Consider the following 15450-nt stretch of genomic DNA (forward strand, 5'->3'; position numbering starts at 1 on the left):
CGGTCCCGACCGGCAGTCACGGGTACGGGCGTATGTCCCCGTGATCAGTCGCCGGCTCGTCCCCCACATCCCCGCACGACACGCCACCGAGCGCCTGGAGGACCCATGGCCGTCGACTACACAGTGATCGTCGTCTATCTGGCCGGCATGCTGGCCATGGGCTGGTGGGGCATGCGCCGCGCCAAGTCCAAGAGCGACTTCCTCGTCGCCGGGCGGCGGCTCGGACCCGTCATGTACTCCGGCACCATGGCCGCGATCGTCCTGGGCGGCGCGTCCACCATCGGCGGTGTCGGCCTCGGCTACCAGTACGGGCTCTCCGGGGCCTGGATGGTCTTCACCATCGGCCTCGGCCTGCTGGCCCTGTCCGTCTTCTTCTCCGCCCGCATCGCGCGCCTCAAGGTCTACACCGTCTCCGAGATGCTCGACCTGCGCTACGGCGGCCGGGCCGGCCTCATCTCCGGCGTCGTCATGTGGGCGTACACCCTGATGCTCGCGGTCACCTCGACCATCGCGTACGCCACGATCTTCGACGTCCTCTTCGACATGAACCGGACGCTCGCGATCATCCTGGGCGGCTCGATCGTCGTCGCGTACTCGACCCTCGGCGGCATGTGGTCGATCACGCTCACCGACATGGTGCAGTTCGTCGTCAAGACGATCGGTGTGCTGCTCCTGCTCCTGCCCATCGCGGTGGTCAAGGCGGGCGGCTTCTCCGCGATGAAGGCCAAGCTGCCCACCGAGTACTTCGACCCGCTGGGCATCGGCGGCGAGACGATCTTCACCTATGTGCTGATCTACACGTTCGGCATGCTGATCGGGCAGGACATCTGGCAGCGCGTCTTCACCGCGCGCGACGACCGCACCGCCAAGTGGGGCGGCACCGTCGCCGGCACCTACTGCCTGGTGTACGCCCTCGCCGGCGCTGTCATCGGCACCGCCGCCAAGGTCATGTACCCGAAGCTGCCCAGCGCCGACACCGCCTTCGCGACCATCGTCAAGGACGAACTCCCGGTCGGCGTGCGCGGACTGGTGCTCGCCGCGGCACTCGCCGCCGTGATGTCCACCTCCTCCGGCGCCCTGATCGCCTGCGCCACCGTCGCCAACAACGACATCTGGTCGCGGCTGCGCGGCGCCGTGAAGCGGGACGCGGGCGACGAGCACGACGAGGTCAAGGGCAACCGCGTCTTCATCCTGGTCATGGGCATCGCCGTGATCTGCACGGCGATCGCGATCGACAACGTCGTCGAGGCGCTGACGGTCGCGTACAACCTGCTCGTCGCCGGTCTGCTCGTCCCGATCCTCGGCGGCCTGCTGTGGAAGCGCGGCACGGTGCACGGCGCGCTCGCCGCCGTCGCCGTCGGCGGTGTCGCGGTCATCGGCCTGATGGCGACCTACGGCATCCTCGCGAACGAGCCCGTCTACTACGGACTGCTCCTCTCCCTGGCCGCGTACGTGATCGTCTCGCTGGCCACGCCCGCGACCGACGCTGCGGTACTGGCCACCTGGCGGGAGCGGCTCGCGGGCCGTGACGCCGAACCCCTGTCCGAACCGGTCCCGGTTCCCCAGTAGAGTCGTGTTACTTGTACTTAGTTGTACATACGCGATGAAGCGTAGGAAAGAAGGCAAAACCCCATGAGCAGCAACGAGACGCCCCGCGGTCCCGTCGATTCCTCCCGCGTCCCGCGGTACGCCGGTCCCGCGACCTTCGCCCGGCTGCCGCGCCTCGACGAGGTCGGCACCACCGACGTCGCCGTCGTCGGTGTGCCGTTCGACTCCGGCGTCTCGTACCGGCCGGGCGCCCGCTTCGGCGGCAACGCGATCCGCGAGGCGTCCCGGCTGCTGCGCCCCTACAACCCGGCGCAGGACGCCTCCCCGTTCGCCCTCGCGCAGGTCGCGGACGCCGGTGACATCGCGGCGAACCCGTTCAACATCAACGAGGCCGTCGAGACGGTGGAGGCCGCCGCCGACGAACTGCTCGGCACCGGCGCCCGCCTGATGACCCTCGGCGGCGACCACACCATCGCGCTGCCCCTGCTGCGCTCGGTCGCCAAGAAGCACGGCCCGGTCGCGCTGCTCCACTTCGACGCGCACCTCGACACCTGGGACACCTACTTCGGCGCCGAGTACACCCACGGCACCCCGTTCCGCCGCGCCGTCGAGGAAGGCATCCTCGACACCTCGGCGCTCTCCCACGTCGGCATCCGCGGCCCGCTGTACGGCAAGCAGGACCTCACCGACGACGAGAAGATGGGCTTCGGCATCGTCACCTCGGCGGACGTCTACCGCCGCGGCGCCGACGAGGTCGCCGACCAGCTCCGCCAGCGCATCGGGAACCGCCCGCTCTACATCTCCATCGACATCGACTGCCTCGACCCGGCGCACGCGCCCGGCACGGGCACCCCGGAGGCGGGCGGCATGACCTCCCGCGAGCTCCTGGAGATCCTGCGCGGACTGTCGTCCTGCAACCTGGTCTCGGCCGACGTCGTCGAGGTCGCCCCGGCGTACGACCACGCCGAGATCACCGCGGTGGCGGCGTCCCACACCGCTTACGAACTGACCACCATCATGTCCCGCCAGATCGCGGAGGCCCGGAACAAGTGACCCACGACCACGACCTGGTTCTCCGCCCGTCGGCGGCACAGACGGAGGCCGCGCTCAACCCGCCCCCCGGCCGCAACGGCGGAGACCTGGTCGTGGAGACCCTCTCCGGTCTCGGTGCGACGACCGTCTTCGGGCTGCCGGGCCAACACGCGCTCGGCATGTTCGACGCGCTGCGCCGCTCCTCGCTCCGCTACATCGGTCTGCGCGTCGAGAACAACGCCGGATTCGCGGCGGACGCGTACGGCCGGATCACCGGTGAGGCCGCGCCGCTGCTGCTGTCCACCGGCCCCGGGGCGCTGACCTCGCTCGCCGCGCTCCAGGAGGCGCGGGCCGCCTCGGCGCCCGTCCTCGCCATCAGCAGCCAGATCCCGACCGCGGGACTCGGCGGCGGCCGGCACGGCTATCTCCACGAACTCCCCGACCAGCAGGCGTCGTTCAGGGGTGTCGTCAAGTCCGTGCACACGGTCCGTACGCAGTCGCAGATCCCCTCCGCCATCGCGGCGGCCTGGGAGTCGGCGCTGACCGTCCCGCACGGGCCGGTGTGGGTGGAGATCCCGCAGGACGTCCTGCTCGCGGAGACCCACCTGCCGCAGGTCACGGCGATGGACGCGACCCCCGAGGACATCGTCCCGCGTCCCGAACTGACCGCGCTGGCGGCCCACTTGCTGTCCTCGGCGGCCCGCCCCGCGATCATCGCGGGTGGCGGGGTCGTACGGTCGGACGCGTCCGGCAAGCTGAAGGCGCTCGCGGAGAAGCTGAACGCGCCGGTGGTTACCACCTTCGGCGGCAAGGGCGCCTTCCCCTGGACCCATCCGCTCTCGCTCCAGTCCTGGCTGGAGGACCGGCACACCACGGACTTCCTGGAGGACGCGGACGTTCTGCTGGTCGTCGGTTCCGGTCTCGGTGAACTGTCCTCGAACTACCACACGTTCAAGCCCCGCGGCCGGGTGATCCAGATCGAGGCCGACCTCGGCAAGCTGGAGTCAAACCACCCGGCGATCGGCATCCACGCGGACGCGCGCCTCGCCCTGTCCGTGCTGCTGGAGACGGTGGAGGAACGCCCCGACCCGTCGGCGTCGGAACGCGTGAGCACGGTCCTCGCCCGGGTGGCGGAACGCATCGCCGCGCAGGAACTCACCCTGGAACAGGACGTGCTGGCGGCCGTCCGCCAGGCTCTGCCGGCCGGCTCGCCGTCCTTCTGGGACATGACGATCCTGGCGTACTGGGCGTGGTCGGCCTTCGACCCGCGCGGGAGCAACACCATGCACTCCGCGCAGGGCGCGGGCGGTCTCGGCTACGGCTTCCCGGCGGCCCTCGGCGCGGCGGCGGCCGATCCCTCCCGCCCGGTCCTCGCGGTGTCCGGCGACGGCGGCGCGCTCTATTCGATCGCCGAACTCGCCGCGGCCAGGCAGTACGGCCTGAACGTCACCTGGCTGATCGTCGACGACGGCGGCTACGGCATCCTGCGCGAGTACATGACCGACACCTTCGGCCAGGCCACGGCGACGGAGCTGTCCCGCCCGGACTACGTGGCCCTCGCCGAGTCCTTCGGTGTCCCGGGCGTCCTGACGACCCCCGGGACGCTGGAGGAGGACCTGGCCAAGGCACTGGCGACGCCCGGCCCCTCGGTGGTCGTCCTGCCGGCGCTGCTGCGGATGTTCGCGGCGACCCACCTGGACTGAGGGCCGCCCTCGCCGGGGACGAGCGCCACCCCGGGACCTCTCCCGCGCGGAAGAGGTCCCGGGGCTCGCGGGACCGCCCGCCTACCAGATCGCCTCGACCCACTCCGGGTGGTCGATGAACGGGTTGCGGTTGTGCTGGTAGGTGTCGTAGATGACCTGGTTGCGCTTCTCCTCGAAGGCGCTCGGCGGGTCCGCCTCGTTCCACGCCTTGAGCACGGAGAGCTTGCCCATGTACGGGTTGCTGCCGTTGCCGACCTTCTCGTTGGGCTCCAGGTTCGCGAAGCCGTCGTCACCCTCGTAGCGCACGGCCATGTAGAGGATCATGCGGGCCACGTCGCCCCGGTCCGCCGCGCGAGGCGCGAAGGAGTCGGAGTCGACGGTGCTGCCGCCGCCGTTGGTGACCGCGCTGCCGCCGTTGTCGAAGTCCAGGTTGCCGCGGATGCTGTTGACCTGGACGTCCGCCGGACGCAGATGATGCAGGTCGGTGCCGGGACCGGTGACCTCGCCGAAGTCGCCGTGCGACTTGGCCCAGGTGTGCTCACGGTTCCAGTCGCCGACGTCGCCGCCGTTGAGGGACTTGGCGCGCGACACGCCGCTGTACAGCAGGATCACGTTGTTGCTGTTGTTCGGGTCCTGGTCGGTGGCCATCAGCGCGTTCCAGACGGCGGAGTACGAGATCTTGGTCTGGCTGCTGATGATGGTGTGCAGCGAGGACTTCAGGCTCGTGCCGGTCTTGCCGACCGCGTTCTTGTAGTACGTGCTGTCGTACGCGGTCGTGGTCGCGCTCGCGGGGGTCGCGGTCAGTGTCGGCAGGGTGATGCCGATGAGGATCGCGGAGGTGCTCAGCGCCAGGGTTTTCCAGCGTCGCATGTGCGTGGCGGGCATCGTGGGGTGTCCGTTCTACGCGGGTTGAATGGAGCGGATAACCGGGAGGGTGACATGGACATGCGGTTCGCCGGGTTAAGGGGATGTGTTGGTTCTGTGTCGGGATTCAACAACTCGGTTGTTCTTCGCGGGACATGACGGAACGGACGGGCCCCGCCGAAAACGGAACGGACGGCGCCCGGCCGAAGTGGTCGGGGGCCGTCCGCCGGAGCGTGCGGGGATGTGAGATCAGTCCAGGTCGGAGAGGTCCAGCCGGTAGAGCGTCGAGGCCGACTGGCCGTCGTTCGAAGCGGAGGACCCGGAGCCGGATGGGGAGCCGGAGCCGGACGACGATGTGGAGCCGGAGCCGGACGACGATGTCGAGCCGGAGCCGGAGCCGGAGCCGGACGACGAAGTGGAGCCGGATGACGCCGACTTGTCGTACTCGCCCTCCTTCACCGCCGTGCCGTTCTTCTGCACCCAGGAGGTGATCTGCGAGCTGAGCGTGTTGTTCCCGCCCATTCCGCCGCCGCCCATTCCGCCGCCGAGCTGGATGTAGTGCAACTCGCCCTTGCGTACGAGGTCCTTGAGCTTGGCCAGGGTCATGGCGCGGTCGGAACCGGTGAAGCCGAACATGGAGATGACGGGCTTGCCGGTGCTGACGATCAGCGACGCCGCGCTCTGTGAATTGGACACCGCCAGAAGCCACTTGGCGCCGTCCTGGTGCTTCTCCAGGTAGGAGACCATGGCGCTGCTCGTGGTGCCGCCCATGCCGCCCCCGCCTCCGCCGAATCCGCCCGGCCCGTCGCCGGCACCGCCCTGGGGCAGCTCGCCGTTGCCGCCCGGCGCCTGGCCGCCACCGGGGAACTCCCCGTTCGCGCCGCCCGGTTCGCCCGTGCCCCGGCCGCCTCCGGGGAAGCCGCCCTCGGGCGGCTCGCCCCCGCCACCAGGTGCCTGCCCGCCTCCGGGGAAGCCCTCGGACGTCTCGCCGTTCCCGCCGGTTGCCCCGCCGCCGGGGAAGCCGCTCCGGCCGCCGCCGGGACCGCCGCCGAAGCCGCCGCCCGTGGACGGCCCCGCGGTCGGGTTGGTGCCGCCCATGCCACCGCCACCGCCGGCGGAAGCGGGCTCGGAGACGGCGTACGCCGTCGGGCCGGCGAGCGCCGCGACGACCGCCGCGGCCACGGAGACCGTGAACAGCCGGGCGCGCCTGCCGGAGCGGAACACGACCAGCCCCGCGACGGCCAGTGCCATGACCACCGCGACCGCGGGCCACAGCCAGCCGTTCCAGTCGGCGGCCCGGCGCAGCAGGACGACCGCCCAGAGCGCGGTGACCGCGAGTCCGGCGGGCAGCACCCACACCCAGCGGGTGTCCGGGCCGCGCAGGGCGCGCAGCAGCATGACACCGCCCGCGCCGGTCAGCGCCGCGATGCCGGGTGCGAGCGCGGTCGTGTAGTAGGGGTGCATGGTGCCCTCGGCCATGCTGAACGTCAGGTGGTGCAGGACGGTCCAGCCGCCCCACAGCAGCAGCGCGGCACGCGTCGGGTCGGTGTGCGGCGCGCGTCCGCACAGCACCAGGCCGCCCACGAGCGCGATACCGGCGAAGGGGAGCAGCCAGGAGATCTGGCCGCCGAGGATGTCGTTGAACATCCGGCCGAGGCCCGCGGTTCCGGAGAAGCCTCCGCCTCCGCCGCCCCCGCCGCCGTTGCCCTCGCCGCCCAGCACCCGGCCCAGGCCGTTGTAGCCCATGATCAGGTCCCAGGCGGAGCCGTCCGTGGAGCCGCCGATGTACGGGCGATCGCCGGCCGGTACGAGGGAGACGGCGGCCGCCCACCAGAAGCTCGCGACGGCCAGCGCCACGGTGGCGAGCAGCAGGTCGCGGACCTTCCTCGCCCAGGGCAGCCGGCACGCGTACACGTACACGGCGAAGACGGCGGGCAGGGCGATGTATCCCTGGAGCATCTTGGTGTTGAACGCGAGTCCGAAGCACACCGCCGAGCCGAGCAGCGGGAGCAGCCTGCCCTCACGGGTGGCCCGCAGGCCGAGCGCCGCGCCCGCGACCATCAGCAGGACGAGGGTGGTGTCCGGGTTGTTGTCGCGGTTGATGGCGACCGTGATCGGCGTGAGGGCGAGGACGAGCGCGGCGACGGTGGCGGCCGCGTGCCCGAAGTGCCGCTTCACGCTCGCGTGCAGGATCCAGATCGTGCCGAGCGCGGCGGCGACCATGGGCGCCATCATCTGCCAGGTGCCGAATCCGAGGACCCGGCAGGACAGACTCATGATCATGAGCGCGAACGGCGGCTTGTCGACGGTGATGAAGTTGCCCGCGTCGAGCGAGCCGAAGAACCAGGCCTTCCAGCTCTGGGTGCCGCTGAGCACCGAGGCGCTGTAGAAGCTGTTGAGGTCGGAGGCCGACAGGTTCCAGGAGTAGAGGACTCCGGCCAGTACGAGGATCGCGAGCAGCGCGGGCGGCGACCAGCGGGGGGCGGCCGACGCCCGCTCCGAGGACCCCGCCGGTACGGGAACCGGAGGCGGGGCGGGGGGAGTCGCGGGGGCGTCGGGCGATGGGTCAGTGGCAGACGTCACCATCGCACCCTGCCGCGCGCCGATGGGCGCGGACTGTGGCCCGCCTGGGGGTGAGCTGTGCGTTCGGACCCCCGTGCCCGAACCCCAGTACCCAGAACACCCGTACAACTATCGGGCGTTCCTGTGAGTCATTCGATGCGAGCGCGCCCTCGGCGCGCTCCGTATCGCTTCAAGGGGATGGGAAGCCTCCATGACTCACCGGATATCCCGGGCTGCCCGTGTGCTCGCAACGAGCCTCGGTGCCGCGGTGATCGTGCCGATCGCGATCGCCGCGGCCCCGGCCGGTGCCGCGCCGGCGCCGACGGTCAGCTGTACGTCGAGCAAGGCCGGTCTGGCCGCCAAGCTGCAGACGGACATCACCGCGGCGCTCGCGAACCGCAGGGGCACCGTTGCGGTCGGACTGTACGACCGCTCGACGAACACGACCTGCACACTCCGCGCCACCACCTCGTTCGACTCGGCCAGCACGGTGAAGGTCACCGTCCTCGCCACACTGCTGTGGGACGCGAAGAAGCACAACCGCTATCTGACGAGCACCGAGACCTCGCTCGCCACCAAGATGATCACTCAGTCGGACAACGCCTCGACCACCACGCTGTGGAACCAGCTCGGTCTGACGAAGATCAAGGGCTTCCTGACCGCGGCCGGGATGACGAAGACCACCCCGGGCACCGGGGGCTACTGGGGGCTCACCCAGATCAACGTCACCGACGAGCAGAAGCTGCTCAAGCTCGTCACCGCCAAGAACACGGTGCTGAGCGACGCCTCGCGCGCCTACATCCTGAAGCTCATGGGCCAGGTCACCTCCTCGCAGCGCTGGGGGACACCGGCCGGGGCGCCCTCGACGGTCGCCGTGCACGTCAAGAACGGCTGGCTCTCGCGCTCCTCGAACGCGTGGCGGGTGCACAGCCTCGGCACCTTCAACGGGGGCGGCCGCGACTACATGATGTCGGTGCTCACCGTCGGCAGTAGCACCATGGACTACGGCGTCGCCACCATTCAGGCCGTCGCCAAGGTCATCCACAAGGACCTCGTGCCGACCACCGTCGCCCCCCAGCGGTTCACGCCGACCTCGCGGCCGACGGAGGCCTTCCCGGCCGTCCCGGCGGGCTGACCGGAGCCGGGGACCGGCGCCGCCACCTTCGTACACCCTTTCGAACTCCGTCGTCCGCCCGCCCGGCCACCTGGCCCGGCGGGCGGACTGCTGTCGTGCGGACAGGCGCACGATTGTTGCGGAGGGATGAAATCCGCTTCGCTCGGTGTTGGTCTCTTCCGGCGGAGTGAGATCTACGGAAGGTGCCGGAGTGGCGACGGAACGGGGATGGGCGCGGCGGCTCGCCGGGTACGCCTGGCGGTACCCGAAGGACGTGGTGCTCGCGCTCGGGTCCTCGCTGGGCGGCATGGCCCTGATGGCGGTGGTCCCGCTGGTCACCAAGGTGATCATCGACGACGTCATCGGCGACCACAGCCGGGGCATGGCCCCCTGGGCGGGCGCGCTGCTCGGCGCGGCCGTCCTCGTCTACGCCCTCACCTTCGTCCGCCGCTACTACGGCGGCCGGCTCGCGCTCGACGTCCAGCACGACCTGCGGACCGACATGTACGAGACGATCACCCGGCTGGACGGGCGGCGCCAGGACGAGCTGTCCACCGGGCAGGTCGTTGGGCGCGCGACCAGCGACCTCCAGCTCATCCAGGGCCTGCTGTTCATGCTCCCGATGACCATCGGGAACATCCTGCTCTTCCTGATCTCCCTCGGGATCATGGCCGCCCTGTCCCTGCCGCTCACCCTGGTCGCGCTGGCCGTCGCCCCGGCCCTGTGGTTCGTCGCCAAGCGCAGCCGCTCCAAGCTGCACCCCGCCACCTGGTACGCGCAGGCGCAGGCCGCCGCCGTGGCGGGTGTCGTCGACGGCGCCGTCAGCGGCGTCCGCGTGGTGAAGGGTTTCGGCCAGGAGGAGCAGGAGACCGGCAAGCTGCGCGAGGTCGGCCGACGGCTCTTCGCGGGCCGGCTGCGGACCATCCGCCTCAACGCCAAGTACACCCCGGCCCTCCAGGCCGTGCCCGCCCTCGGCCAGGTCGCGATGCTCGCGCTCGGCGGCTGGCTGGCCGTGCGCGGCCAGATCACGCTGGGCACCTTCGTGGCGTTCTCCACCTACCTCGCGCAGCTCGTCGGACCGGTGCGGATGCTGGCCGTCGTGCTGACCGTCGGACAGCAGGCCCGCGCCGGCGCCGAGCGCGTGCTGGAGCTCATCGACACCGAGCCGTCGATCAAGGACGGCACCAAGACCCTGCCGGCGGACGCGCCCGCCACCGTCGAGTTCGACGACGTGTCCTTCGGGTACACCCCGGACCGGCCCGTCCTGGACGGGCTGAGCTTCGAGATCAGGCCCGGCGAGACCCTCGCCGTCGTCGGCTCCTCCGGCTCGGGCAAGTCGACCGTCTCGCTGCTGATGCCCCGCTTCTACGACGTGACGCACGGCGCCGTCCTCATCGGCGGACACGACGTCCGCGAGCTCACCACCGCGTCCCTGCGCGCCGCGATCGGGCTCGTCCCCGAGGACTCCTTCCTCTTCTCCGACACCATCCGCGCCAACATCGCCTACGGCCGCCCCGACGCCACCCAGGACGAGATCGAGACCGCGGCCCGCGCCGCCCAGGCGCACCGCTTCATCGCCGAGCTGCCCGGCGGCTACGACACCAAGGTCGGCGAGCACGGCCTCACCCTCTCCGGCGGCCAGCGCCAGCGCGTCGCACTCGCCCGCGCCATCCTCACCGACCCGCGGCTGCTCGTCCTCGACGACGCCACCTCCGCCGTGGACGCCCAGGTCGAGCACGAGATCCACGAGGCACTCGGGCAGGTCATGGAGGGCCGTACGACCCTGCTCATCGCCCACCGCCGCTCCACCCTCAACCTGGCCGACCGCATCGCCGTCCTGGACGGCGGCCGGCTCGCCGACATCGGCACCCACGACGAGCTCCAGGAACGCTCCGCGCTCTACCGGCGGCTGCTCACCGACCCGGACGAGCTGGGCGGCGTCTCCCCGGGACACGCCCTGCCCGCCGTACCGAGGGAGGACACCTCCGTACGTGAGGAGCTGGACGCCGAGTTCGACGCCGAGCGCGGGGTGACACCGCGCCTGTGGACCGGCGACCGCGAGCCCCGCGACAACGCGCTCGACGGCATGCCCGCCACCCCCGGACTCCTCGCCCAGGTCGAGGCGCTGCCGCCCGCCGCCGATGTGCCGGACGTCGACGAGGCCCGCGCGGTCGGCGCCGAGGACTCCTACGGACTGCGCCGGCTGCTGCGCGGCTTCGGTGCCCCGCTGCTCATCAGCCTCGCGCTGGTCGCCGTCGACGCGGTCATGACGCTGCTGCTGCCCGTCCTGATCCGGCACGGCATCGACCAGGGCGTCACCCGCCTCGCGCTCGGCGCGGTGTGGGCGGCGGCCGCGCTCGCGCTGATCACCGTGCTCGTGCAGTGGGCCGCGCAGATCGGCGAGACCCGGATGACCGGCCGCACCGGCGAGCGGGTCCTGTACTCGCTGCGCCTGAAGATCTTCGCGCAGCTCCAGCGCCTCGGACTCGACTACTACGAGCGGGAGCTCACCGGCCGGATCATGACCCGGATGACGACCGACGTCGACGCCCTGTCCACGTTCCTGCAGACCGGTCTCGTCACCGCGTTCGTCTCCGTCGTCACCTTCTTCGGCATCATGGGCGCCCTGCTGGTGATCGACGTACAGCTCGCGATGGTCGTCTTCGTGACGCTGCCGCCGCTGGTCATCGGCACGTTCTTCTTCCGCCGGGCGAGCGTGAAGGCGTACGAACTGGCCCGTGAGCGGGTGTCCCTCGTCAACGCCGATCTCCAGGAGTCGGTGTCCGGGCTGCGGATCCTCCAGGCGTTCCGGCGCGAGGACGCGAGCGGGCGGCGCTTCGCGGAGGGCAGCGACAGCTACCGCCGGGCGCGCATCCGCGGCCAGTGGCTGATCTCCGTCTACTTCCCCTTCGTCCAGCTCCTGGCCTCGGGGGCCGGGGCGGCCGTGCTGATCGTGGGCGCCCACCGGATCGACTCCGGCACGCTCACCACCGGCGCGCTGGTCGCCTACCTCCTCTACATCGACCTGTTCTTCGCGCCCGTGCAGCAGCTCTCGCAGGTGTTCGACGGCTACCAGCAGGCCACCGTCTCGCTGGGCCGCATCCAGGAGCTGCTCCGGGAGCCGACCTCGACGAAGTCCGCCGACGCGCCGCTGGACGTGCCCTCGCTGCGCGGCGAGATCGCGTTCGAGGACGTCGGCTTCGCGTACGGCGGCGCGGACCGCGCCGAGGAGGCGCTCAGCGCGGTGTCCCTGCGCATCCCGGCCGGGCAGACCGTCGCCTTCGTCGGCGAGACCGGCGCGGGCAAGTCGACGATCGTGAAGCTGGTCGCCCGGTTCTACGACCCGACGGCCGGGCGGGTGACGGTCGACGGCACGGATCTGCGCGACCTGGACATCACCTCCTACCGGCACCGGCTCGGCGTCGTCCCCCAGGAGGCCTACCTCTTCCAGGGCACCGTCCGCGACGCCATCGCCTACGGCCGCCCCGGCGCCGGCGACGCCGAGGTGGAGGCAGCCGCCCGCGCGGTCGGAGCCCACGAGATGATCGCCACCCTGGACGGCGGCTATCTCCACGAGGTCGCCGAGCGCGGCCGCAACCTCTCCGCCGGACAGCGCCAGCTCATCGCGCTGGCCCGCGCCGAGCTGGTCGACCCGGACGTGCTGCTGCTCGACGAGGCGACGGCGGCGCTCGACCTGGCGACCGAGGCACTGGTCAACCAGGCCACCGACCGGCTGGCGGGCCGCCGTACGACGCTGGTGGTCGCCCACCGGCTGACGACGGCGGCCCGCGCCGACCGGGTCGTCGTGATGGACCACGGGCGGGTCGCCGAGGACGGCACCCACGAGGAACTGCTCCGCCTCGACGGCCGCTACGCGGCGCTGTGGCGGACCTTCGTGGGCGCTCCCGAGCCCGAGGAGCCGGTCAGCTCCTCGGCTTGATGCCGGAGATCTTCTTCGTCGCCAGATCCGACTGCACCGTCAGATAGGTGTACGTCGGGTGCGCGGCGGAGCCCCAGGTGAGCCGGACCGTCGACCAGGTGTGCCCGGCGCCGCTGTCGCCCGCCGTCACCTTCCAGGCGCTCGGCACGTCCTGGGCGCGCAGCACCCCGTCCGCGTGCTGCCGGTGCTCCCAGCCGGCGAGCTGGGTGCGCAGCGCCGGGGTCAGGTAGAAGGACCGCAGCCGGGTGCTCAGGGTGCCGGAGTCCCCGTCGGTCACGGCGTCGATGTAGGCGCCGTAGAAGTCGGCCACGCGGTCGTAGGCGGGACCGCTGCTCCCGCTGCGGGCGGGCGGCGCCGCGGTGGAACTCGCGACGGCCGGCACCGAGGCGCCGGCGGCGATCAGGAGGGCCGCGGCGATGACCGCGCGGCCGGTGGTGAGGGGGGAGTTGGTGCCGGACATGGTGAACCGCCTTCTTCTCCTGGTGAGTTGACCCATGAGTGGGGCCGTCGGTTGGACCCGTGGGTGGGGCCCGCCAGTTGGACCCGGGAGAAACAGGCACCGTTGTATCCAAAGAAGGCAAAAACCTCGCAAGGGTGGGATGCGCCGACGGTGAGTCGTAGCGGTACGCAACCATCCGCCGTACGTCCTGCGTCCGTACACCAGTACGCTGATTGCTGCGGGAGGGACGACAGTGGACAGTGGTGCGATACGGCGACGGCTGGCGCTCGGCCTGGCCGTGCTGACAGCGGGCGGACTGCTCGCCTTCATGAGCGCGGGCAGCGCCCAGGCCGCACCCTCCTCCTGCTCGGGCCGCAAGGTCCGCACCCTGCCCTTCACGACCGGTTCCGTGCAGGTGTACAAGCGCAGCGGCTATGTCTGCGCCGTGACCTTCCCCGAGGCGCGGGGCTCGCGCAAGCGGATGTCCGTCAGCGTGCAGGCGCGCGGCGGCCGGCCGGTGGTGGACTCCGGGCACTTCGCGCATCACGCGGGCCCGGTGACCCTGTACGCGGGCCATCGCTGCGTCCGGATCAAGGGCTCGGTCGGCTCGGGTTCGGTGAGTTCCGGCTGGATCCTGTGCTGAACCACGTATGACCCAAGACCCTCTGGTGTCACGGAAGTTGCTCCGTTAGGTTCCGGCGGACAACCGAGTGATCCCAGGGGAGGGTGCATGCGCAAGGCGCTCAGAGGGCTGCTCGTGCTCACGGTGCTCATCGGCACGCTGAGCACGGCCGGTACGGCCACCGCCGTCCGGTCCGAGGCCCACGGCACCACAGCGGCAACCAGCACGGCCGACGAGAGCAAGGACATCCTGGACCGGCTGCTCGCGATCCCGGGCATGAGCCTCGTCCAGGAGAAGCCGTACACCGGCTACCGGTTCTTCGTCCTGAACTACACCCAGCCGGTCGACCACCGGCACCCGTCCAAGGGCACGTTCCAGCAGCGGATCACCGTGCTGCACAAGGACACTTCGCGCCCGACGGTCTTCTACACCGGCGGCTACAACGTCTCGACCACACCGAGCCGGCGCGAGCCGACCCAGATCGTGGACGGCAACCAGGTCTCCATGGAGTACCGCTACTTCACGCCGTCCCGGCCCCAACCGGCCGACTGGTCCAAGCTCGACATCTGGCAGGCGGCGAGCGACCAGCACCGTATCTTCCAGGCGCTGAAGCCGGTCTACGGCAAGAAGTGGATCTCCACCGGCGGCTCGAAGGGCGGCATGACCGCCACGTACTACGAGCGCTTCTACCCCCGCGACATGGACGGCGTCGTCGCCTACGTCGCGCCCAACGACGCCGTGAACGACGAGGACTCGGCGTACGACCGCTTCTTCCGGCAGGTCGGCACCAAGGAGTGCCGCGACCGGCTGAACGCCGTGCAGCGCGAGGCCCTGGTGCGCCGCGAGCCGCTGGAGAAGAAGTACGCCCAGTACGCCGCCGACAACGGCTACACCTTCACCACGGTCGGCAGCCTGGACAAGGCGTACGAGGCGGTCGTGCTCGACTACGTGTGGGGCTTCTGGCAGTACAGCCTGCTGGCGGACTGCGCCACGATCCCCGCGGACGCCGCGCACGCGAGCGACGACGACATCTGGAACTCCGTCGACACCATCTCCGGGTTCTCGTTCTACACCGACCAGGGCCTGGAGCCGTACACCCCGTACTACTACCAGGCGGGCACCCAACTGGGCGCGCCCACCATCCACTTCCCGTACATCGAGAAGGAGTACGTCCGCTACGGCTACCAGGCCCCGCGCACGTTCGTGCCGCGCTCCATCCCGATGAGGTTCCAGCCGTCGGCGATGCGTGACGTGGACGGCTGGGTCCGCCGGAACGCGCACCACATGCTGTTCGTCTACGGCCAGAACGACCCCTGGGGCGCCGAGCGGTTCCGTCTCGGTTCCAAGACGCGCGACTCCTACGTCTTCACGGCTCCGGGCCTCAACCACGGCGCCAACGTCGCCGGGCTCGCCGCCGACGAGAAGGCGCGGGCCACCGCCCGCATCCTCGACTGGGCGGGCGTCGCCTCCGCGACGGTCCAGGCGGACCCCTCGGCGGCCCGGCCGCTCGCGAGGTTCGACGCGAAGCTGGACAGCCGCGGCACCGAACGGGACATGACCCTGCGCCCGTGACCGGAACAGGACCGCGCCCCCCCCGTTCCCCAACGGGCGCGGCCCCCGCGGAAA

General features: G+C 71.0%; 10 protein-coding genes. 7 read left to right on the forward strand and 3 right to left on the reverse strand.

The genetic code is table 11. The annotated features are described in order from the left end of the window. Nucleotides 1-105 precede the first annotated feature (105 nt). From ACFXGX_RS11610 to ACFXGX_RS11620, 3 genes are all read left to right on the forward strand, one after another. The gene (locus tag ACFXGX_RS11610) at nt 106-1569 is read left to right on the forward strand and encodes a sodium:solute symporter (RefSeq protein ID WP_384788308.1); all 1464 of its coding nucleotides are present in this window, start codon (nt 106-108) and stop codon (nt 1567-1569) included. Nucleotides 1570-1632: 63 nt separating this feature from the next. Further along, nucleotides 1633-2601 carry an agmatinase gene (speB, locus tag ACFXGX_RS11615; protein ID WP_326787619.1) on the forward strand — a complete coding sequence of 323 codons (969 nt, stop codon included), beginning with the start codon at nt 1633-1635 and terminating at the stop codon, nt 2599-2601. Further along, nucleotides 2598-4283: a thiamine pyrophosphate-binding protein gene (locus ACFXGX_RS11620; protein ID WP_384788312.1), complete on the forward strand. Its 1686-nt coding sequence runs from the start codon at nt 2598-2600 to the stop codon at nt 4281-4283. Before speB ends, ACFXGX_RS11620 begins: the two co-directional genes overlap by 4 nt. An 81-nt stretch (nt 4284-4364) precedes the next feature. Here the strand turns inward: ACFXGX_RS11620 and ACFXGX_RS11625 are convergent, their stop codons facing one another. Together ACFXGX_RS11625 and ACFXGX_RS11630 are read right to left on the reverse strand one after the other, a co-directional pair. Beyond that, entirely contained in the window at nt 4365-5168 is an 804-nt protein-coding gene (locus tag ACFXGX_RS11625; protein WP_384788315.1) for an endonuclease I family protein, read from the reverse strand. 228 nt (nt 5169-5396) lie between these two features. After that, nucleotides 5397-7730 (reverse strand): ArnT family glycosyltransferase, encoded by a 2334-nt coding sequence (locus tag ACFXGX_RS11630; protein WP_384788318.1) that lies wholly within the window; start codon nt 7728-7730, stop codon nt 5397-5399. Between the two features lie 190 nt (nt 7731-7920). Here ACFXGX_RS11630 and ACFXGX_RS11635 point away from each other — a divergent pair, with 190 nt between their 5' ends. Together ACFXGX_RS11635 and ACFXGX_RS11640 are read left to right on the forward strand one after the other, a co-directional pair. After that, nucleotides 7921-8844: a serine hydrolase gene (locus ACFXGX_RS11635; RefSeq protein WP_384788321.1), complete on the forward strand. Its 924-nt coding sequence runs from the start codon at nt 7921-7923 to the stop codon at nt 8842-8844. Nucleotides 8845-9034: 190 nt separating this feature from the next. Then, complete coding sequence (locus ACFXGX_RS11640; protein WP_384788324.1) at nt 9035-12763, forward strand: ABC transporter ATP-binding protein; 3729 nt, start codon at nt 9035-9037, stop codon at nt 12761-12763. On the opposite strand, the gene ACFXGX_RS11645 is transcribed toward ACFXGX_RS11640, so the two are convergent. After that, nucleotides 12747-13223: a hypothetical protein gene (locus ACFXGX_RS11645; protein ID WP_384788327.1), complete on the reverse strand. Its 477-nt coding sequence runs from the start codon at nt 13221-13223 to the stop codon at nt 12747-12749. The genes ACFXGX_RS11640 and ACFXGX_RS11645 overlap by 17 nt on opposite strands. A 232-nt stretch (nt 13224-13455) precedes the next feature. On the opposite strand from ACFXGX_RS11645, the gene ACFXGX_RS11650 reads away from it, so the two are divergent. Together ACFXGX_RS11650 and ACFXGX_RS11655 are read left to right on the forward strand one after the other, a co-directional pair. Then, nucleotides 13456-13845: a hypothetical protein gene (locus ACFXGX_RS11650; RefSeq protein WP_384788330.1), complete on the forward strand. Its 390-nt coding sequence runs from the start codon at nt 13456-13458 to the stop codon at nt 13843-13845. Between the two features lie 87 nt (nt 13846-13932). Continuing rightward, on the forward strand, nt 13933-15396 hold the full coding sequence (locus tag ACFXGX_RS11655; protein ID WP_384788333.1) for a S28 family serine protease: 1464 nt from the start codon (nt 13933-13935) through the stop codon (nt 15394-15396). Nucleotides 15397-15450 lie beyond the last annotated feature (54 nt).

It is taken from the genome of Streptomyces sp. NPDC059371 (genome assembly GCF_042751995.1).
Taxonomy (GTDB): domain Bacteria; phylum Actinomycetota; class Actinomycetes; order Streptomycetales; family Streptomycetaceae; genus Streptomyces.